Below are 19,685 nucleotides of genomic sequence, written 5' to 3'. Positions count from 1 at the left end.
GCTTCCCGCCCCTTCACCGGTTTGTGATCTACGCCGTCCCCTTTGGCGGGAAATCGGCCGGCGGCCGGCGGCGGGCTCCGGCGGCATGCTGATGGGCACGCACCACGGTGGAGTCCACACTCACCGTCCAGTCATCGCCTTCGGCCTTGTCACATCCCGCCCGCAGCCCGTCCAGGATCTTCTCCCAGGTGCCGTCCATCGACCAGCGACGATGCCGGTTATAAAACCAAACGCCACTAAAGATCCACGGGACACCCCCTAGATCGCCTTGGTGCGGGCCTCGATGGCGTGCAGGACCGCCACCATGTCGCCCCCGCCGTGTCCGAGGTCCACGGTCTCGCGGAACAGGTCGTGACACACGTCCAGCAGCGGCGAGGCCAGGCCCGACGCCCGTGCCGCCTCGGCGATCAGCCGGTTGTTCTTCAGCACGTCCAGCGCCGCCGCCTGCACCCCGAAGTCCCGGGCCAGCAGCTTGGGCGCCTTCATCCGGGACACGGCGCTGGCCATGGGGCCGGCGTCCAGGATGTCGGCGAACCGCAGCCGGTCGAGCCCGTGCCGGTCGGCGAAGTGGAACGCCTCGGTGAGGCCGGTGACCATGGTGATGAGGAACAGGTTCACCGCGAGCTTCGTCAGCAGCGCGTTCGGCACCGGCCCGCAGGCGAACGTCTCCCGGCACATCGGCGCCAGCAGCGGCGCCACCTCCTCCACGTCGGCGCGCTCCCCGCTGAGCATGGCCACCAGCCGCCCGGCCTCGGCGGGCTCGCGGGAGCCGGAGACCGGCGCCTCGACGTAGCCGCCGCCCGCCGCCCGCACGTCCGCCTCCAGGTCGCGGGAGTAGCCGGGCGACGTCGTTCCCATGTGGACGACGGCGCGTCCCGCGACCCGGGCGGCGAAGTCCGGGGTGCCCCGGCACAGCACCGCGTCCATGGCGGCCTCGTCCGACAGCATGAGGATCACGGCCCGGGCCCGCCCGAACACCTCTCCGGCCCCTGACGCGACGGCCGCGCCGGCCGCGCGCAGCGGCTCGGCCCTGGCGGGGGTGCGGTTCCACACCACGAGGGGAGTCCCGGCGCGGGCCAGGTTGAGCGCCATGGGCTGCCCCATGACCCCGAGGCCGATGAACCCGACGTCCACGCAGCACCACCGCCTGACCTCTCCGTATATGACAGTCGTCATAATAGACCGGCCTATGACAAGCGTCATAGAGCGGGACCGGTAGTCTGTGCCTGTACGGGCTGGACGTCTGGCCGGAGCGGGAGGCCGGGATGGCGGGTGCGGAGCGGGGGCCGCGGGAGCGGATGGTGTTCAGCGCGGCGCAGCTCATCCGCCGTGACGGGGTGGCCGCCACCGGCATGCGGGACGTGGCCGCCCACGCGCGGGCGCCTCGGGGCTCGCTCCGCCACTACTTCCCGGGCGGCAAGGAGCAGCTCGTCAACGAGGCCGTGGACTGGGCGGGCCGCTACGCCGCCGGCCGCGTCGCCCGGTTCCTCGCCGCCATGCCGGAGCCGTCGCCGAGCCGGCTGTTCGCCGCGATGGCCGCCCAGTGGATCGACGAGTACGGCTCCGCCGGGTTCGAGGCGGGCGGCTGCCCCGTCGCCGCGGCCACCGTGGACTGCGCGGACGCGGCCGAGTCGACCCGGGCCGCCGCCGCGGCCGCGTTCGCCCGCTGGACCGTACCGGTGGCGCGGGCCCTGGCCGGCATGGGCGTTCCCGAGGAGCGGGCCGAGCCGCTCGCCACCCTGATGATCAGCGCGCTGGAGGGGGCGATCCTCATCGCGCGGGCGGAGCGGGACGTGCGCGCCCTGACGACCGTGACCCGTGAGCTCGCCCCGCTCCTGGACGCCGCCACGACCCCACCACGCGCCTGACCCGCCGGGCCGGCTCAACCCCAGAGCGTGTGCTCGTAGTCCGGCAGGACGAGGGCGGTGTGGGCGGCGCTCCCCTCGGTGCCGGACGGCAGCACCGTCCGGCCGCGCAACATCGCGTTCCGCTCGTCGAGGCGCTGCCGGGTGCGTGGGGCGACCACGCCGCCGCCCTCCGTGGCGAGGGCCTGGTTCCGCTCCACGAAGTCGCGGACCGTCTTCTCGTACGCCGCGAAGGCGGTGACGTGGTCACCGTGGCCGGCCAGCTCGCCGGCCAGGACGTACGCGCCCACCAGCGACACGCTAGACCCCTGGCCAGACATGAACGACGTCGCGTAGGCGGCGTCGCCGACGAGGGCGACGCGGCCGGTGGACCAGGCGGGCATGCGGATCTGGCTGACGACGTCGAAGAACAGGTCGTCGGCCGCGCGCATCGCCGCCACCATCCGCGGGATCTCCCACACCGTGTCGGGAAAAGTCGAGGCCACGAGGTCGCGCTGCGCCTGCGGGCTGCGGAAGGCCGCGAAGGGCGGCTCGTCCCGCGCGAAGGTCAGGAAGCCGTGCATCGGCTCGCCGGCTTCGTGCGCGTACAGGGCGGCGGCCCTGCCCGGAACGTTCCACAGCACTCCCTCACGCTCAAGGCCGAAGTCGTTGGGCATGGTGAAGCCGGCGAAGCAGAAGCCGAGGTAGCGGTGGTAGCGCTCCTCCGGCCCGAAGACGAGGCCGCGGGTGTTGGAGTGCAGCCCGTCGGCGCCGATCACCAGGTCGAACGTGCGGCGGACGCCGCTGTCGAAGGTGACCTCCACGTGGCCGCCGCGGTCGTCGAGGGTGGCGACGGAGTCGCCGAACAGGAACTCGACCTTGTCCCCGACCAGGTCGTAGAGGCAGTCGGCCAGGTCGCCCCTGCGAACTTCGAGGTCGAGGCCCTCGGCGCCGCCGGTCATGGCCTCCGGGCGCAGGCCGGCGAGGACGGTGCCGTCGGGGGAGAGGAAGGTGATCTGGCGGGTGTCCACGTGGAGCCGCCGGAGCCGCGGGAGCAGCCCCATGCGCTCGACGACGTCGCGGGCGGTGCCGCGGATGTCGATGGCGTACCCGCCACCGCGCAGGTGGGAGGCCTTCTCCACGACGGTGACCTCGAAGCCGTAGCGGTCCAGCCAGTACGCGAGCGACGGGCCGGCGATGCTGGCCCCGGAGATGAGGATCTTGCGCTTCATGGGCAGTCCTTCCTGTTCAGGCCTGCGGCAGCAATAGATGCATGCTTTAGGTATCCTTATGGTGAGCGTGGTGCGGCCATGGGCACCACCACGGACCACCATATAGATACATGTTTTAAGTATGCAACTGGAGCTGCGATGAACGCCGGACCCGAAGACCCCGTCGGCGGGGACGACGACCAGGTGCTGGCCGTGATGCCCCGCCTCGCGCAGCTCGGCACCGCCATCAGCCGCGGCCGCCTGACCGAGCACGCCATGGACGCGGCCGGGATCGAGGCCGACCGGCCGGCCTTCTCCGTCCTCGTCTCCGTGCACATGGCGGGGCGTCCGCTGCGGATCAGCGAGATCGCGGAGAAGATGCAGCTCGTCCAGCCGCACGTCACGCGGCAGGTCCAGCAGTTGGAGCGGCGCGGGCTGGTCCGCCGCATCGGCGATCCGAACGACCGCCGGGTCAGCTTCATCGAGCCGACCGACAAGGGCAGGGAGGCCGCCGACCGCTACGCCCGGACGCTCATCGGCTGGTTCACCGGCGCCATCGCCCACTGGTCCGAGCAGGACCGCAAGGACCTCGGCCGGCTGCTGGCCCGCTTCGCCGACGACGTCACGGCCCACCTGTCCACCCTTGGGGACACCTGAGCCGTCACGCCTGGCAGGGCATCTCCCGGCCGCGAGCATCGGTCAGGGTCGTCATGGGTGGTCCCCGTCCGCCAGGGAGCGCAGGGTCGAGATGAGGGAGGCGTGGTCGGGCGCCGCCGCGAAGAAGGCCGTGTCGGTCCGCTCCACCTCGGCGACGGCCCGCTCGATCAGGCCGCTGCCCCGGTCGGTCACCCGCAGCAGCTTGGCCCGGCTGTCGGCCGGGTCGGTCTCGCGTACGAGGAAGCCCTTGTCCTCCAGCTTGCGCAGGACCTGCGAGGCCATCTTCACGTCGGCGCCGGCCTGCCTGGCCACGGCGAGCTGGTTGGGGAGCTCGCCCTGCCGGTTCAGCCACCACGCGCACGCCAGCAGGACGAACTGGACGTGCGTAAGGTCGAAGGGCTCCAGGGCCGCCGTGACGGCGCGCTGCCAGCGCAGCGTCGTCCGCCACAGCAGGAACCCCGGGCTGTCGTCGGGGGTGAGGCTCACGCCGTCTCCGCGAGCTTGACCAGGGCCGCCACCGCGTCGGGCAGGTCGGCGGCGACGGCCGGGCCGATGTGCTCGGCTCCGGGGCCGGTCACCTCCACGCGGTGCGTCACCCGGGTGCCTCCGGCGACGGGCTCAAGGGTGTGCGCGAAGCGCAGCGTCACCTCGCCGAACGGCGTCTCGTCAGTGAACGCCGCGTTCTCGTCGGCCCTGGTGATGCGGGCACGGACCTCGCGCTGGCCCTGGGGTGTCATGGAGATCTCCGACCCGGCCACGAACGGGCCGTGCAGCTCGGCCCGCTCCAGGCCGGCGTCCCAGCGCACCCATCCGGGGACGTCCGCGTACAGGGCCCACACCGCCTCGGCGGGGGCCGTCGTCTCGACGCTGTGCTCGTAAGCCCACATGATCTTCTCTTTGAAGTCTGCGCGTAGATTGTCTACGCGGAGACTATATCCGAGGAGGTGCGCCCGTCGCCAGTGGCGGATCGACCGTGCCCGGGGTCCGTGACGAAGACCCCGGCCGCGTCGGCGGCCGGGGTCTTCGGTGGTCTCTCGCCGCGCCGGTGGCGCGGGCCGGTCTGCGGGTTATCGGGGGGCTGAGACGGTCTCCGCGGGCGTCGACCGGTGGGAGCCGGCCGTGGCCTGTACGGGCTCGTCGCGCTCGGGGGTCTGCTTGACGTCGGAGCAGTCGCCTCGGCAGTAACCGTTGGTGACGATCAGCCGTCCGCGAGCGGGCGTGTAGGCGGCGGATTGCGCGGCGACGACCACGCCCTGGCAGCTCGGGCAGATGAGCGACTGATCGGCTGACATGGGAGCCCTTTCAAGATCTTGGCGCGAGCGGTGATGCGACGCGCTGTGAGCCGGGATGACCTACCCGGGAAGACGATCCTCATGCGCCTGGCCGGACAGTATTGAGGAACATCTCGGTCCGGGAGCCATGGTGCCGGACGCCACCGACAATTCCCGGCCGGGTCACCAGACCTTCAGGCTCTCCAGGCCGGCCGCGGCCAGCAGGGGCGTGAACTCCACGACGCTGTGGGTCGCGACGTCGTTGAGGACATAGGGGTCGGTGGCGAGGATGCGGTCGAGGTCTTCGGCGGGCATGTCGGCGGCGAGGTAGACGCCGCCGGTCAGCGGGACCCGGCGCCCGGCCACGAGAAGCAGCCGTCGTGCGATGAGGTCGGTCAGCCAATCGCCGTGGGCCGGCCGCCACTGGTCCACTTCATCCAGGGGCGCCGTGTAGGTCACTGTGACGACGAACATCCTGAAAGTGTGACAGACGGGAGACGTAGGAAGATCACGAGCGGTGGTGGGCGCGGATGGCGGCGGCCGCTGCTCCTGACGGTGCGGCGCCGGGCCGCGTGGCCGACGCAGGGGATGCCGTCACCTCTGAGGCGACCGGCACGGGAACCCGCCGCGGCCCGGACGTCGACAGCCACGAGCCCAGCAGGATGAACGGCAGGCCCATCGCCAGCCCGGCGCCCGGCTGCTCGCTGAGGACGACCACGCCGAGCACCACCGCCACGACCGGGTTCACGTACGTGATGACCAGGGCCCGGGCCGGGCCCGCCTCGGCGACGAGGACGCCGTACCAGACCATGCCCACCGCCGTGCACAGCACGCCGAGGACCACCACGGCGACGACCACCGGCCCGGACGGCATCGCCCGCGGCGGGTCCAGGGCCGCCACCGGGGCGAGGAGCACCGACGACAGCACCAGCACCGCGGCCATCGACACGCGCGGGTCCAGGTCGGACAGCCGGCGCTTGAAGATCATCGGGCCGGCGGCGTAGCTGAACGCCGCGCCCAGGAGCGCCGCGGCGCCCAGCAGCTCGTCCGGACGTCCCGTGACGTCCACCCCCACCAGGGCCGCCACCCCGCCCAGGCCCGCGAGCAGCCCGGCCAACCGCCGCCCGCCCACCCGCTCGGCCGCGTCGAAGCGCCGCGCGAGCAGCGCCACGAACAGCGGAGCCGCCGCGATCAGCGTCGCGGCGAGCGAGGAGGAGACGTGCCGCTCGCCCACCGCGATCAACGGGTACGGCACCACGACCTCCGCCAGGGCGAACGCGGCCAGCCATCGCAGCCGCCCGCGGAACGCCGCCAGCACCTCCTTCACCGGCACCAGCGCCAGGAGCGTCACCGCGCCCAGCACCACCCGCGCCCACGCGAGGAACCCGGGCGGCATCCCGCCGTCCATCCCCACCTTCAGCAGCAGGTACGGCATGCCCCACAGGACGGACACGGCCGCGAAGGCCACCCAAGCACGTGCGTTCACACGACACCACCTCACCTCAGTCAGCGGATGGCCTTCTGATCCCGGCCTCCAACCGAACGCTAGGCGGCAACCGGTACGCGGATAAGCTCCAGTTCAATGTCTGTCGAGTGGACCGGTTCGGGACCCGAACTACTTCTGCGCCTCGACCGTGAGAGCGCCGAGCCGCTGCGCGCCCAGCTCGAACGCGAGCTGCGCGAGGCGATCCGCGCGGGCCGGCTGGCGGCGGGGGAGCGGTTGCCCTCCTCCCGCGTCCTGGCCCGCGGGCTCGGCGTCTCGCGCGGGCTCGTCGTGGACTGCTTCGCCCAGCTCCAGGCCGAGGGGTACCTGGTCACGCGGGCCGGCTCGGCCACGCGGGTGGCCGCGTGCGCCCCGATCCCGCCCCCGCCGGCGAAGGGGCCTGCGTCACCGGCGTCCGCTCCGGGAGCACCGCCGCGCCCGGCCGTCGACTTCCGTCCCGGCGTGCCGGACCTGGCGAGCTTCCCCCGGCAGGACTGGCTGTGGGCGCTGCGCGAGGCCACCCGGATCATGCCGGACTCCGGGCTCGGCTACGGCGCACCCTACGCAGCGACGTCCGCGGAGGCGTTGACGGAGGCGCCCGGAGGGACGGCCGCGGCCTCCTACGGCGACGCGGAGCTGCGGGCGGTGCTGGCGGCGTACCTCAGCCGGGTGCGCGGCGCGGTCGCCGGGCCGGACCGGCTGGTGATCTGCTCCGGGTTCGCGCAGGGCTACGGCCTCGTGCTGCGCGTGCTGGCGGACCGTGGGGTGCGGCTCGTCGCCGTCGAGGACCCGGGCGACCCCGACCAGCGGCTGCTCGCCGCGCGGGCGGGCCTGGAGACCGTGGCCGTGCCGGTCGACGAGGACGGCGTGGACGTCCGGGCCCTGGCCGCGACGGGCGCCCGCGCGGTGGTGCTCACCCCCGCGCACCAGTGCCCCACCGGCGTCGCCCTGGCCCCGGCCCGGCGCCTGGAGTTGGTCGCGTGGGCCCGGGAGCGCGAGGCGACGATCATCGAGGACGACTACGACGCCGAGTTCCGCTACGACCGGGACCCCGTGGGCTCCCTGCAGGGGCTGGCCCCCGGCCACGTGGCCGCGCTCGGCTCGGTCAGCAAGGCGCTGGTGCCCGTGCTGCGGCTCGGCTGGATCCTGTGCCCGCCGCACCTGGCTCCCGCGGTCGCCGCCGAGAAGCACCTGGCCGACCGCGGGTCACCCGGCCTGGACCAGCTCGCCCTCGCCCTGCTCATGCGCTCGGGCCGCTACGACCGGCACCTGCGCCGCGTCCGCGCGGTCTACGCCCGCCGCCGCGACGCCCTGGTGGCGGCGCTGGCCCGCCACGCCCCGGGCGTCGAGCTGCGGGGGCTGGCGGCCGGGTTCCACGCGGTGGCGCGGCTGCCGGAGACGGTGACGGAGGAGGCGGTCGTCTCCGCGGCGCGGGAGCGCTCTGTCGGCCTGTACGGCATGAGCGGCTACCGGGCGGACCCGGCTTCTCAGCCGGCCCGGCCTCCCGAGCTGGTCATCGGCTTCGGCAACGTCCGGGAGGATGCCATCGGGCGGGGCATCGCCGCGATCGCCGACCTCCTCACCGGCCGCTGAGACAGGACCGGCAGGTCCGTGTGCGCGCCCGCACGGCCTGACGCGGCGCTAGATCTCGCAGTTGCTCTCGGTCTCGGCGGTGCAGGTGTCGATGCCGGCGGCGCCGTTGGCGGTATCGATGTCGCCGCCGCCTTCCAGGATGTCGTCCCCGGAGCCGCCGTTGAGATTGTCGCGGCCGGGGCCGCCGGTCAGGCGGTCGACGCCGCTGCCGCCCAGCATCGACGACTGCACGGAGGTCTGGTTGTTCACCGAGTCGTCGCCACCGATGGTGCCGGCCTCGATGAACAGGATCCCGTTGCCGGTCCCGGTGCAGTCGACCACGTGGGGGCCCTTCTTGACGCACCCCGCGCCGGCCGTCACCGATGTATCGACGCCCACGCTGACCTTGCCGGCGAGCTCGGTGATGTTGATGACGTCCTTGCCGGGCGTTCCCGTGATGAACACCGTGCGGCCATTGACGTGGACGGTGATCACCTCCGCGGCCGCATGGGCGGGGGAGGTGGAGGCGGCGGCGGTGACCAGGCCGACCGCCAGGGCGGCCAACCAGGAGCGTTTGTCGAGCGAAACGGTCGTCATTACCGTGTTCCCTTTCTTTTCTCTTTCTTGTGCGGGCCGGGGCCTTGGTGAGCCGCCGGACACCGGCTGCTCATCGGATTTCCTCTGCCGTCGCCGCTCAGGCGCGGTATACGGGCTGCTTCGCATACCTGACGGGGATGGAGGAGATGGGTTCGTCGAGTGGGGTGTCCGATCGACGCCGGGCCACCGCGCGCACGTACCCGAGGTGGCGTCCGCGATCAGCGGTAAGGGCCTTGATCTCTGGCTCGTTGTCCGGTGCGATCGCGTGTTGCCATTCCAGCCAGTACTTCCAGCCATCCGTCATGGTGTCGGCGAGGTCCACACAGGCGATGCCGCTGCGTTCCCAGTGACGGTGCCACCAGCCGGCCGAGTGCAGGCAGGCCATGCTCGGCTCCCACCAGCCTCGCAGGTGCTCGGGGACCGGCCCGTCGATCTCCTGGGTCAGTCCCGCGCCGGCGATGCCGATCTGGCCGCCCGGCCGGACGAACCTGGCCAGATAGTTCAGGTACAGGTCGTCGGTGCCGTAGTAGACGAAGGAGTCGAGGCTGATGACGGCGTCGAAGAAGCCCGCCGCGAACGGCAGGGATCGGGCGTCGGCGTGGATCGGGAACACCGCGTGGCCGGCGCCGGCGTCACGGATGCGGCGCAGTCGCTCGTCCGCACTGAACCACAGGTCCGTTGCCCAGACCTGGACGTCGAACTCGCGGTGCAGGAAGACCGATGACGCGCCACGGCCGCAGCCCAGATCCAGCACCCGCATCCCGGGCTGTAACGTCATCGCCTCGGCGAGCCATTCGGCCAGCCAGAGCGAGTTGGCTCCGCCGCTGACGCTGGAGCGGATCCAGTCGGGATGGTAGCGCGAGGTTCGCGGGAACAGCGGTGTCGACAGAGCGTCTTGCTTGGTCATGTCCTCCAGGGTCGCCGGGTGACGGCCGGCTGCGCGTCCGTGCCGGCTACTGACGTTGACGGGGCGCGTACGTACGCAACTGGATCCGGTCGGCCGCGCCGGTCTTGGCCAGCAGCCGGCTGACGTGGGTTTCCACCGTGCGTACGGACAGGTGCAGCCGTGCTGCGATCTGCGCGTTGCCCAGTCCCTCGGCCACCAGGGCGAGCACCTCGGCCTCACGGTCGGTGACCCCGGCGGCGCGCAGCCGGGGCGGCACGCTCGCGCCCCTGCCGCGGCGGGACGGCGCACCCGCCCGCCGCAGCAGGTCCCGGCACCGCCGCGCCAGCGCCTCATCGCCGTTGACCTCGTGCCAGGCCAGGTCGGCGCGCAGTCCGGGTACGGGATCGCCCCATCCCTCGGTCACCGCGGCGGTCCACACCGGCAGCCGCAGCAGCCGATGCCACCACGGATGCGCCTCGATCGCCGCATCCCCGCGGGCCAGCGCCTGCGCCGACTCCTCCGCCCTGCCCGCGCGGCCCGCGGCGACGGCGTCGGCATACAGCAGCGCGCCCCGGTTGATGCGCCGGCGGCCCGCCCGGGCGCGCTGGAACACCGCGCGGGCGTCCTGCGGCTCGTGGCCGGTCACTTCGCGCAGCAGCAGCCACAGCCCCCACCAGTGGGTGGGGGCGGCCGAGGCGTGAGCGGCCAGGATCGCGCAGCCGTCGTCGGCCTGCGTGGCCGCTCCCGGCAGGTCTCCGGCCACCACCGAGCAGATCGCGCGTACCAGGTCAAGACCGGCCCGCACCTCCCATGGCGCGTCCGGTCGGGCTCCGGCCCGGCGCAGCCATCGCTCCACGCCGTCGCGGTCCCCGGCGCCTGCGTGGGCGGCCGCGACGAACAGCTCGGCGACCGCCTGTACGCTCGTCAGCCGCAGCCGTGCCGCCAGCTCGGCACAGCGGCGGGCCACCGGCTCACCGGCGTGAGGACCGCGCGCCACGAGCGCCAGGTCGGCCACCAGCAAGTCGATCGAGGCCAACTGCCCCAGCAGTCCGGCGGACTCGGCGATCTCGCGGGCCTGGGCCAGCGCGGGCGGGTCGGGCTGCCCGCGCTGAACGGCGGCCAGGTGGAACAGGGCGGCCACGCGCAGCGGGGTCAGACCGCGCTCAGCGGCCACCTGCACCGCCCGCCCGAACGCCGCCCGCGCCGCAGCCGCATCGTGTCGGGCCAGGCAGCGCCCCTGCACCAGCAGCGCACCCGCCAGGGACTCGCCGTCGCCGGAGCGCTCCGCCTCGCGGACCGCTTCGGCGGCGAGGGCGTCGGCGCGTTGCGGATCTCCCTCGCCGTAGGCGGCGTCGGCCCGCACGATGGCGAAACGCGGATCGTGCGGCCGGCCGGCTCGCTCGGCGTACTCGATCGCCGCCGCCCGGCGTCCGCCCACGATGGAGCTACGGGCCAACTGCAGGCAAAGCTCGACGTACTCGTCCCCTGTCGCGGTGTCGATGACCTGTTCCCCGGTACGCAACGCCGCTTCCACCTCGCCGGCCAACGTCAGCAACCGGACCTGCTCGACGGCCCAGGCGACGCGGATCGCGCCGGTGGCCTCCACGCGAGTTAGCAGCGCCTGCGCGCTGCGTAACGCCCCTCGTGCGAGATCGTGGCGGGCCGGCCGGAGCAGGATCCGGCCGGCCCGCTCACGCTCTCCCACCGCGGCCAGGAGCTCGGCGGCCCGTACGTCGGTCTCACCGACGCCACCGCCGTCGAGCAGCTCCGCGGCGCGGCGCGCCATCGCGGCCCGCTCCGGCGGCAGCAATCCCGCCAGCACCGCCTCGCGGGTGAGCGAGTGCCGCCAGGTCAGCTCCCCGGCCTCGGTACGCAGCAGATGCGCCTGGGTGGCGGCGCGCAGACCCGTCAGCAGCACCGGCTCGTCCGCCTGCGCCACCGAGGCCACCACGTCCCAGCCCAGGTCCACCCCCACCACCGCCGCCACGTGCAGCAGCCGGCGATGCTCCCCGGTCAGGGCCGCCATCCGCTCACTGACGAGCGCCCGCAACGTCGGCGGCACCGCGATGTCGTTCAACGCCCCCCGTGGGGCGGCCAGATCCACGCCCGTCTCGCGCAGCCCCGCCGTCAGCTCCTCCACCAGCAGCGGCAGCCCGTCGCAGCGCTCCACCACGAACGAGGCAGTCGCCGCCGCGAGCGTCACCCCGGCCCGGTCGCCGGCCAACTCTGCCACCTGAGCCGCGTCCAGCCGGGCAGGCCGTAGCACCCGCACGGCCGGCCGCCGGCAGATCCGCTCGATCTGATCCGCGGTACGCGGCTCCTCACGCGCCGTCCCACAGATCATGATCCGCTGGTCGGTCACCTGATCGACCAGGTATTCCAGGGCCGCGAGCGTGTCCGGGTCGGCCCAGTGCAGGTCATCCAGCACCAGCAGGCATCCGCGTCCGGCGCCGACCACGCGCAGCAGCCTCAGCACGCCCTCCCCGACCACCACGGCGGGATCCACCATCGGGTCGGCCCTCTCGGCATCTCCGACCGGCCCGAAATCGGGAAGGATCCGCCCCAGTGCCGCCCGATACGGGCGCAGCTCGACGTCGCCCACGAGCACCGTGTCCCGCAACCGACCGACCAACGCGGTGGCCAGCGCCCGGTACGTGCCGCCCGCCGGCACCGCCCGGCCCGCCAGCACCTCCATGCCCGCCGCCGAGGCCCGGGCCGCCGCCTCCGCCAGCAACCGCGACTTGCCGATGCCCGCCTCGCCGACGATCATCACGGCCGTCCCACGCCCATCGGCGGAAGCCGCGATGAGCTCGTCGATCGCCGCCAACTCCGCGGCCCGGCCCACGATCCGCCCTCCTGGCCGCCCTCCTGGCCGCCCTCCTGGCGGCCCTCCTGGCGGCTCGATCAATCCCACCAACCGCATACACCCCTGTCGCGAGCCTGGATCACCTGCGTCGACGGTGGACGGAAACGATGCGAGGCACCCGTACACCGTGAGTCGCAGGAGAGTGCGGGGACCCTCACGTGATCCTGCCGCGTCCGGAGCGCGTATGGACGCGTTCCCTTCGATGCCGTACCACGACACGGATCACCAACAACTGACAAAGATTGAAATCTGTCATCTGTAATGCCATAGTGGTAAGGACTGACGACGGCAGCACATCCCGCAAGGAGTCCTCATGCTCACTCGTACACTCGGATCGACCGGACCACGTGTCTCCGCCCTCGGGCTCGGCTGCATGGGCATGTCCGCCCTGTACGGCGAGGCCGACCGCGGCGAGGCCGTCGCCACGATCCACGCCGCCCTCGACGCCGGAGTCACCCTGCTCGACACCGGCGACTTCTACGGCATGGGCCACAACGAGATGCTGATCGGCGAGGCGCTGCGCACGGCCCCGGCCGGGCTGCGCGATCAGGCCCTGATCAGCGTCAAGTTCGGCGCGCTGCGCGCCCCGGACGGCGCGTGGATCGGCCACGACGGCCGCCCCGCCGCGGTGCGGAACTTCGCCGCGTACTCGCTCCAGCGGCTCGGCGTGGACCACATCGACGTCTACCGCATCGCGCGCGTCGACCCGGACGTCCCCATCGAGGAGACCGTCGGCGCCATCGCCGAGCTCGTCCAGGCCGGGTACGTCCGCCACATCGGGCTGTCCGAGGCCGGCGCCGACACCGTCCGCCGGGCCGCCGCCACCGCGCCCATCGCCGACCTGCAGATCGAGTACTCGCTCATCTCCCGCGGCATCGAGGAGCGGATCCTGCCCACCACGCGCGAGCTGGGCATCGGCATCACCGCGTACGGCGTGCTGTCGCGGGGCCTGATCTCCGGCCACTTCACGCCGGACCGGACGCTGTCGGCCGGGGACTTCCGGGCGCACTCCCCCCGCTTCCAGGGCGACAACCTGCGCCACAACCTCGGCCTCGTCGAGGCCCTGCGCGAGATCGCCGAGCGCAAGGGCGTCACGGTCGCGCAGATCGCCATCGCCTGGGTGCTCTCGCGCGGCGAGGACATCGTGCCGCTCGTCGGCTCCCGCACGCGCGAGCGGCTGGCCGAGGCGCTCGGCGCGCTGGACGTCACGCTGGAGGAGGCCGACCTCGCCGCCATCGAGCGGGCCGTGCCCGCCGACGCCGCCGCCGGCGAGCGCTACCCGGAGGCGCAGATGGCCTTCCTCGACAGCGAGCGCTGACGCCGGCACCCGGTACGGTCGTCACCATGGCCACGACCGACGTCCTCACCGCCGAGCGCATCCTCGAAGCGACCGAGGAGGTGCTGCGCCGCCACGGCCCCGCCAAGGCGACCGTGGTCGACGTGGCCCGCGCGCTCGGGGTCAGCCACGGCAGCGTCTACCGCCATTTCCGCACCAAGACGGCGCTGCGCGAGGCCGTCACCCAGCGCTGGCTCGACCGGACGTCCGCGTCGCTGTCGGGCGTCGTGGCCGGCTCCGGCGCCCCGGAGGAGCGGCTGCGGTGCTGGCTGGCCGAGCTGTTCTCGGCCAAGCGCCGCAAGGTCGGCGACGATCCCGAGCTGTTCGCCACGTACATGGTGCTGGTGGGGGAGAGCAGCGCGGTGGTGGACCGCCACCGCGCCGACCTCACGGGCCAGCTCGCGCAGATCATCGGCGAGGGGCTCGACCGGGGGGACTTCGCGGCGGCGGGCGCGACGCCGGAGGTGCTGGCACGCGCGGTCTTCGACGCCTCGGGCCGCTTCCACGACCCGGCCTACGCCCGCGAGTGGGACCAGCCCGGCATCGACGCCGAGTTCACGGCCCTGGTCGACCTGCTGATCCGCGGCCTGCGGGCCGCCTGACCGCGGCGCCGGGCCGGGCTCAGGGGCGGCGGCGGGCCACGAGGACGGCGTCGTGGATGGTGATGTCACGTCCCTCCGGGTCCACCGCGGGGCGCGGACGGGCCTCGGCGGCCAGCACGTCCCACGCGGCCGGGTCCAGCGACGACGCCACCTCCTCGGCCGTGAACATCATGTCCGGGAAGTGCATGCGGTTCGCCGTGGTCCGCAGGTCTCGCGGGTGGTGCCCGACGATCAGCAGCGTCCCGCCCGGCGCGACCGCGGCGGCCAGCCGGGCGAACAGCCGCCGCCGCGTCTCGCCCGGCAGGTGCATGAACTGCGACGACACCAGGTCGTACGCCCCCTCGGCCGGCTCGTGCTCGCGCAGGTCCGCCTGGACCCATTCGACGCGGTCGGCGACGCCCGCGGCGGCGGCGTGGGCGGCGCCCCGCTCCAGCGCCGTGACCGAGATGTCGGCCGCCGTCACCCGCCAGCCGCGCTCGGCCAGCCACACCGCGTCGGAGCCCTCGCCGCTGCCCACGTCCAGCGCCCGCCCCGGGGCCAGCCCGGTGGCCTCGGTCACGAGCTGCGGATTCGGCCGGCCGCTCCACACGGCGGGCCGGGAGCGGTAGCGCTCCTCCCAGGCGGCCTCCTCGAACAGGGTGCCGATCTGGTGCCGGTACGCCTCGACGGCGACGCGGCCGTCCTCGGCGACGAGGTCGGCGTTGATCGCCGCCGCCGCGCTGAGCCCCGCCGCGGCGGAGGTGATGACCTGGGCACGCGGGTCGGCCACGTTGCCCGCCACCCACACGCCGGGCTCGGCCGTGGCCCCGGTGGGGTCCGCGGGGATGCGGTCGCCGACGATCTGCCCGCCCATCTCGACCTCCACGGGCTTCAACCCGAGCGACTCCAGCACCCCGGCGCGGGCGGTGAGCCGCGGCGAGACGACCAAGGCGTCCAGCTCGACGACCTCGCCCGAGGCCAGCCGCACGCCGGTGAGCCGGTCGCCCGACCCCTCCACGGCCGCGACCGGGCCCTCGACGACGGTGATGCCGCGCGCCGCGAGCCGCTCGGCCTCCTCGGCGCCGGGAGCCGGAGCCCGGTGCAGGAGCAGCAGCACGTGCGGGCTCCACTGCCGCCACAGGTGCGCCTGGTGCGTCGAGATCGGCCCGGTGGCCAGGACCCCGATCCGCTGGTCGCGTACCTCCCAGCCGTGGCAGTACGGGCAGGTCAGCACCTCGCGGCCCCACCGCCCGGCCAGGCCGGGCACGTCGGGCAGCTCGTCGGTGAGCCCGGTGGTCACCAGCAGCCGCCGTGCCCGCACCCCCCGGCCGTCGTCCAGCGTCACGAGGAAACCGCCGTCCTGGCGCGCCGCGGTGACGGCTCGGCCGGTGACGACCTCGCCGCCGTAGCGGGCCACCTCCTCGCGGCCGTCGGCCAGCAGCTCGGCGGGCGGGGTGCCGTCCCTGCCCAGGTAGTTGTGCATGTGGGCGGCGGGGGCGTTGCGGGGCTCGCCGGAGTCCACCACCAGCACGGACCTGCGCGCCCGCGCCAGCGCCAGCGCCCCGTTCAGCCCGGCCGGGCCGCCGCCCACCACCACCACGTCGTACGTCTCGTCCGTCATGCGGCTCTCCTTGCCGTTCGTCCGTTGCGGCAAAGGTGCCGTGCGGATGGCGAGTTCGACAAGTATTGTTGCCGTTATGGCAAACGACGAGGACGCGGTCCTGGCGGCCGTGGGCCCCCGACTGCGCGCGCTGCGCAGGCAGCGGGGAACGACGCTGCACCAGCTCGCCGAGGCGACCGGCATCTCGGTGAGCACGCTGTCGCGCCTGGAGTCGGGCGGGCGCAGGCCCACGCTGGAGCTGCTGCTGCCGCTGGCCAAGGCCCACCAGGTGTCGCTGGACGACCTGGTCGGAGCGCCGGCCACGGGCGACCCCCGCGTGCGCCCGCAGCCGATCGTCCGCCACGGCGTGACGTTCCTGCCGCTGACCCGCCGCGCGGGCGGCCTCCAGGCGTTCAAGCAGATCTTCCCGCCGGGCACGCCCACCGGCGACGCCACGCCGAAGACGCACGAGGGCTACGAGTGGCTGTACGTGCTGTCGGGCCGGCTGCGGCTGCGACTGGCCGAGCACGACCTCGTCCTCACGGCGGGCGAGGCGGCCGAGTTCGACACCCACCTGCCGCACCGCATCTCCAATCCCGGCCCGGAGCCGGCGGAAGTCCTCAGCCTGTTCGGCCCGCAGGGCGAGCGCCTGCACGTCCGCGCCCGACCGCAGGCGAGCTGACTCCCGCAGCCCGCTCAGCCGCCGTGGCGCCGGAAGGGCGGGCGGCTGCCCCAGGTCGCCCAGCGCCAGAGCCACTCCATCGGCCCCTGCCGGTAACGGCGCAGCCACAGGGTGGACACCAGCCACTGAGCCGGCAGGACGATGGCGGCGGTGACGTACACCGCCGTCCACGACGCGGCGTACTCCACGTGCAGCAGCCGGCCCGCCGCGAGGACGAGGAGCGTGGCCGTGAGGTAGTTCGTCAGCGCCATCCGGCCCAGCGGCGCGAACACGGCCCGCAACGCCGGCCGGAGCGGCGTCCTCAGCAGGACCAGCAGCGCGCACACGTACACCCCTGCCAGGAGCAGCCCGGCCAGGGGGAACCAGAGGGCGACCGGGCCGGGCCCGTGGCTCCGCTGCACCCACAGCGCGGGGACCGCCCCCGCGAGCAGGACCAGGCCGACCGCCGCGGGCCCCTTGGCGGACGACTCGATCCGGTCCACCACCCCGTACCGGACCAGTGCCGAGCCCAGCAGGAACAGGCCCGGCACCAGCGCGGGCCCGCCGTTGCCGAGGAGCGCCGCCACCAGGAGCACCGGGGACAGCCCGGCCACGGCCCACCGGGGCAGCCACGTCGAGGGCAGCAGCACCACGAGCCCCACGGCGGCGTAGATGGTCAGGATGTCGCCGCGCCACAGCAGGAACATTTGGACGAGCCCCATCGCGAGCAGCGTCAGCAGGCGGCGCAGCAGGAGCAGCCGCGGCCGTTCGACGCGCTCCCCGGCGGAGCGCAGCAGCAGCGAGAACCCGACGCCGAACAGCAGCGAGAAGATCGGGAAGAAGCGCTGCTCCACGAACAGGCCCATCCACGCGCTCATCGGGATGGCCGCGGGGTTTCCCAGGGCGGGGCCGGTGTTGGCGATCGGCTGGACGTTGGCGAGCAGGATCCCGCACAGGGCGAACCCGCGCACGACGTCGAGCGCCGCGATCCGCGGCCTGCCCGGAGCCGGGGAGTGGGTTTCAGGTGACAGCTCAGGTGACGTCTCAGGTGACATGGGGCGATCCTCCGGGTGGGGACCGCGGGCGGGGCACCGGTCGAAAGCAGGGTTCGGCCGGGCGGGACGGTACTTTCGGCCGGTTCACCGCAGGCGCGCGGATCTCTAGTCTGTACGTCGTGACCTCCGCGCGCCTCGCCGATCCCGCCACGGACCTGGCCGGAGTGCGCAGGTGGGTGGTGGAGGCCGGGCTGGGCGGGCTGTTCGCGGGGACGATCGTCTTCGTGGCGTACCGGATCGCGGTGAGCTGGGGCGGCGCGTCCTGGTGGTTCGGGGCCGCCGCCGGGGCGGTGGTGTGCGGGCTAGCGCTGCTGCGGCGCCGTCACCGCGTCCGGGCGGCCGTCGCGGGCCTGGCCGTGGCGGCGGCGGCCATCCTGACCGCCCGCCTCGCCCACCTGCCCGCCGAGCCGAGCCCCGCCATGGCGCTGGCCCTGGCCGTGCTCACCGGCTCCGCCGTCCGGGCGCTGCCGTGGCGGCAGGCGGGTGGCATCGCGGCGGGCGGGCTCGCCGTGGCCCCCGCCGCGCTGGCCTCCTTCTCCGGCCGTCCCGCCGTGGCGGTGCTCAACGGCGCGGCGTGGCTCGCCGCCGTCGGCCTCGGCCTGGGGGCGCGTCTGCTCCGCGCCCGCCGCCAGGCCGCGGTCGAGCGGGTACGCCGGGACGAGCGCCTGCGGCTGGCCCGGGAGCTGCACGACGTCGTCGCCCACCACGTCACCAGCGTGGTGCTCCAGACGCAGGCCGCCCGGGTCGTCGCCCGCAGGCACCCCGAGCGGGTGGACGACTGCCTGGCGGACATCGAGGCCGCCGGCTCCGACGCGCTGGCCGGGGCGCGCCGCGCCGTCGGGCTGCTGCGCGACGACGCGCCTCCTCCGGACCCGCCCGCGCGGCTGAGGGAGCTGGTGGAGCGGTTCGCCGGTCCCCCGGTGCGCCTGACCCTGCCCGAGGAGGAGCCGGTGTGGCCGCCCGAGATGGCCCGTACCGTCTACCGGATCGTGCAGGAGTCCCTGACGAACGTCTCCCGGCACGCCCCCCACGCCCGCACGGTGACGGTCTGCGTCACCGAGGACCTGGACACCCTCACGGTCGAGGTCACCGACGACGCCCCGCCCGCCCCGGCCCGTTTCCTGCACCGCGGCGGGTACGGCCTGGCCGGGATGCGGGAGCGGCTCGACGCCCTCGGCGGCACGTTCGCCGCGGGCCCGCGCCCGGACGCCGCCGGCTGGGCCGTGCGGGCCACGCTGCCCCTCCCTCCCCGGGAGCGCGGATGACCATCAGGGTGCTGCTGGCCGACGACCAGGCGATGGTCCGCGCCAGCCTGCGGATCATCCTGGAGGACGAGCCCGGCATCAGCGTGGTCGCCGAGGCCGCCGACGGCGAGCGGGCCGTCGCGCTGGCCCGCGAGTTGCGCCCGGACGTGTGCCTCGTGGACGTCCAGATGCCCCGCCTCGACGGCGTCGCGGTGACCCGCGCCCTGGCGGGCCCCGGCGTGGCGGACCCGCTGCGGGTGGTCGTGGTCACCACGTTCGATCTCGACGCGTACGTCCAGGGCGCGCTGCGCGGCGGCGCGGCCGGGTTCGTGCTGAAGGACGCCGGCCCCGCCCTGCTCGTGGAGGCCGTCCGGGCCGCGCACGCCGGTGACGCGCTGATCTCGCCGTCGCTCACCCTGCGGCTGCTGCGCCGCCTCGCGGACGCCCGGGGCGCCGCCCGCACGCCCGCGCGGCCGTTGTCGGCGCGTGAGGCCGAGGTCGTACGGGCCGTCGCCCGGGGACGCACCAACCAGGAGATCGCCGCCGAGCTGTCGATCTCGCTGAGCACGGTCAAGGGCCACGTCGCCGGGGTCCAGGCCAAGCTCGGCGCCCGCAACCGGGTCGAGATCGCCGCCTGGGCCTGGGAGAGCCGCGCCGTCTGACCCGTCGCCGCGTGCCGCCGCAACGCGCCGCCGCCGGCGCGGAGGCATCATGAGGGTGGGGAGACGTCGAACCACCGTGTCGTCACGCGGCCACGGGGGCGCCGCGGTCACCACACGCAGCAGCGCAACCACCTCCCGGCCGCCACCACGGCGGTCTTG

General features: G+C 74.1%; 20 protein-coding genes and 1 pseudogene. 8 read left to right on the top strand and 13 right to left on the bottom strand.

Annotated features, from left to right (window positions below):
- Positions 1-58: 58 nt before the first annotated feature.
- Together AB0H64_RS28095 and AB0H64_RS28090 are read right to left on the bottom strand one after the other, a co-directional pair.
- A pseudogene (locus AB0H64_RS28095) lies at positions 59-223 on the bottom strand (IS5/IS1182 family transposase); the annotation flags it as partial.
- Positions 224-258: 35 nt separating this feature from the next.
- A complete protein-coding gene (locus tag AB0H64_RS28090; RefSeq protein ID WP_357630257.1) occupies positions 259-1,176 on the bottom strand; it encodes an NAD(P)-dependent oxidoreductase in 918 nt (305 codons plus the stop codon).
- A gap of 89 nt (positions 1,177-1,265) precedes the next feature.
- On the opposite strand from AB0H64_RS28090, the gene AB0H64_RS28085 reads away from it, so the two are divergent.
- Positions 1,266-1,868: a TetR/AcrR family transcriptional regulator gene (locus tag AB0H64_RS28085; protein WP_357630254.1), complete on the top strand. Its 603-nt coding sequence runs from the start codon at positions 1,266-1,268 to the stop codon at positions 1,866-1,868.
- 14 nt (positions 1,869-1,882) lie between these two features.
- Here AB0H64_RS28085 and AB0H64_RS28080 read toward each other — a convergent pair whose 3' ends face one another.
- Positions 1,883-3,076: a hypothetical protein gene (locus AB0H64_RS28080; RefSeq protein WP_357630251.1), complete on the bottom strand. Its 1,194-nt coding sequence runs from the start codon at positions 3,074-3,076 to the stop codon at positions 1,883-1,885.
- 138 nt (positions 3,077-3,214) lie between these two features.
- Between AB0H64_RS28080 and AB0H64_RS28075 the strand changes: the two genes are divergently transcribed.
- Entirely contained in the window at positions 3,215-3,712 is a 498-nt protein-coding gene (locus AB0H64_RS28075; RefSeq protein ID WP_357630248.1) for a MarR family transcriptional regulator, read from the top strand.
- Positions 3,713-3,763: 51 nt separating this feature from the next.
- On the opposite strand, the gene AB0H64_RS28070 is transcribed toward AB0H64_RS28075, so the two are convergent.
- The 5 genes from AB0H64_RS28070 to AB0H64_RS28050 form a co-directional block, all read right to left on the bottom strand.
- Complete coding sequence (locus tag AB0H64_RS28070; RefSeq protein WP_357630245.1) at positions 3,764-4,198, bottom strand: MarR family transcriptional regulator; 435 nt, start codon at positions 4,196-4,198, stop codon at positions 3,764-3,766.
- Positions 4,195-4,599 (bottom strand): SRPBCC family protein, encoded by a 405-nt coding sequence (locus tag AB0H64_RS28065; RefSeq protein WP_357630243.1) that lies wholly within the window; start codon positions 4,597-4,599, stop codon positions 4,195-4,197. Before AB0H64_RS28065 ends, AB0H64_RS28070 begins: the two co-directional genes overlap by 4 nt.
- 180 nt (positions 4,600-4,779) lie before the next feature.
- The gene (locus tag AB0H64_RS28060; protein ID WP_357630241.1) at positions 4,780-5,004 is read right to left on the bottom strand and encodes a hypothetical protein; all 225 of its coding nucleotides are present in this window, start codon (positions 5,002-5,004) and stop codon (positions 4,780-4,782) included.
- Between the two features lie 162 nt (positions 5,005-5,166).
- On the bottom strand, positions 5,167-5,457 hold the full coding sequence (locus tag AB0H64_RS28055; RefSeq protein WP_357630238.1) for a YciI family protein: 291 nt from the start codon (positions 5,455-5,457) through the stop codon (positions 5,167-5,169).
- 34 nt (positions 5,458-5,491) lie between these two features.
- Positions 5,492-6,469 carry a DMT family transporter gene (locus tag AB0H64_RS28050; protein WP_357630236.1) on the bottom strand — a complete coding sequence of 326 codons (978 nt, stop codon included), beginning with the start codon at positions 6,467-6,469 and terminating at the stop codon, positions 5,492-5,494.
- A gap of 96 nt (positions 6,470-6,565) precedes the next feature.
- Between AB0H64_RS28050 and AB0H64_RS28045 the strand changes: the two genes are divergently transcribed.
- A complete protein-coding gene (locus AB0H64_RS28045) occupies positions 6,566-8,059 on the top strand; it encodes a PLP-dependent aminotransferase family protein (protein ID WP_357630234.1) in 1,494 nt (497 codons plus the stop codon).
- 48 nt (positions 8,060-8,107) lie between these two features.
- On the opposite strand, the gene AB0H64_RS28040 is transcribed toward AB0H64_RS28045, so the two are convergent.
- The 3 genes from AB0H64_RS28040 to AB0H64_RS28030 form a co-directional block, all read right to left on the bottom strand.
- A complete protein-coding gene (locus AB0H64_RS28040) occupies positions 8,108-8,635 on the bottom strand; it encodes a hypothetical protein (protein WP_357630231.1) in 528 nt (175 codons plus the stop codon).
- Between the two features lie 97 nt (positions 8,636-8,732).
- The gene (locus AB0H64_RS28035) at positions 8,733-9,542 is read right to left on the bottom strand and encodes a class I SAM-dependent methyltransferase (RefSeq protein WP_357630229.1); all 810 of its coding nucleotides are present in this window, start codon (positions 9,540-9,542) and stop codon (positions 8,733-8,735) included.
- Between the two features lie 46 nt (positions 9,543-9,588).
- Positions 9,589-12,366, bottom strand: a complete 2,778-nt coding sequence (locus AB0H64_RS28030) for an AAA family ATPase (RefSeq protein ID WP_357630227.1) — start codon at positions 12,364-12,366, stop codon at positions 9,589-9,591.
- 334 nt (positions 12,367-12,700) lie between these two features.
- On the opposite strand from AB0H64_RS28030, the gene AB0H64_RS28025 reads away from it, so the two are divergent.
- Together AB0H64_RS28025 and AB0H64_RS28020 are read left to right on the top strand one after the other, a co-directional pair.
- Positions 12,701-13,705 (top strand): aldo/keto reductase, encoded by a 1,005-nt coding sequence (locus tag AB0H64_RS28025; protein ID WP_357630224.1) that lies wholly within the window; start codon positions 12,701-12,703, stop codon positions 13,703-13,705.
- A gap of 26 nt (positions 13,706-13,731) precedes the next feature.
- Positions 13,732-14,325: a TetR family transcriptional regulator gene (locus AB0H64_RS28020; RefSeq protein ID WP_357630223.1), complete on the top strand. Its 594-nt coding sequence runs from the start codon at positions 13,732-13,734 to the stop codon at positions 14,323-14,325.
- A 19-nt stretch (positions 14,326-14,344) separates the two neighbouring features.
- Here AB0H64_RS28020 and AB0H64_RS28015 read toward each other — a convergent pair whose 3' ends face one another.
- Positions 14,345-15,925 carry an FAD-dependent oxidoreductase gene (locus tag AB0H64_RS28015; protein ID WP_357630220.1) on the bottom strand — a complete coding sequence of 527 codons (1,581 nt, stop codon included), beginning with the start codon at positions 15,923-15,925 and terminating at the stop codon, positions 14,345-14,347.
- Positions 15,926-16,001: 76 nt separating this feature from the next.
- Here AB0H64_RS28015 and AB0H64_RS28010 point away from each other — a divergent pair, with 76 nt between their 5' ends.
- The gene (locus AB0H64_RS28010) at positions 16,002-16,586 is read left to right on the top strand and encodes an XRE family transcriptional regulator (protein WP_357630219.1); all 585 of its coding nucleotides are present in this window, start codon (positions 16,002-16,004) and stop codon (positions 16,584-16,586) included.
- 14 nt (positions 16,587-16,600) lie between these two features.
- Here AB0H64_RS28010 and AB0H64_RS28005 read toward each other — a convergent pair whose 3' ends face one another.
- A complete protein-coding gene (locus AB0H64_RS28005) occupies positions 16,601-17,620 on the bottom strand; it encodes a DUF418 domain-containing protein (RefSeq protein ID WP_357630217.1) in 1,020 nt (339 codons plus the stop codon).
- Between the two features lie 119 nt (positions 17,621-17,739).
- Between AB0H64_RS28005 and AB0H64_RS28000 the strand changes: the two genes are divergently transcribed.
- Positions 17,740-18,885, top strand: coding sequence for a histidine kinase (locus AB0H64_RS28000; protein WP_357630214.1), 1,146 nt, complete (start codon positions 17,740-17,742; stop codon positions 18,883-18,885).
- On the top strand, positions 18,882-19,526 hold the full coding sequence (locus AB0H64_RS27995; protein WP_357630211.1) for a response regulator transcription factor: 645 nt from the start codon (positions 18,882-18,884) through the stop codon (positions 19,524-19,526). Before AB0H64_RS28000 ends, AB0H64_RS27995 begins: the two co-directional genes overlap by 4 nt.
- Positions 19,527-19,685: the final 159 nt, after the last annotated feature.

The sequence above is a fragment of the Nonomuraea sp. NPDC050733 genome (genome assembly GCF_040654215.1).
Taxonomy (GTDB): Bacteria; Actinomycetota; Actinomycetes; order Streptosporangiales; family Streptosporangiaceae; genus Nonomuraea.
The sequence above is the reverse complement of the archived record's forward strand: the minus strand, read 5'-3'. Positions and strand labels throughout refer to the sequence as shown.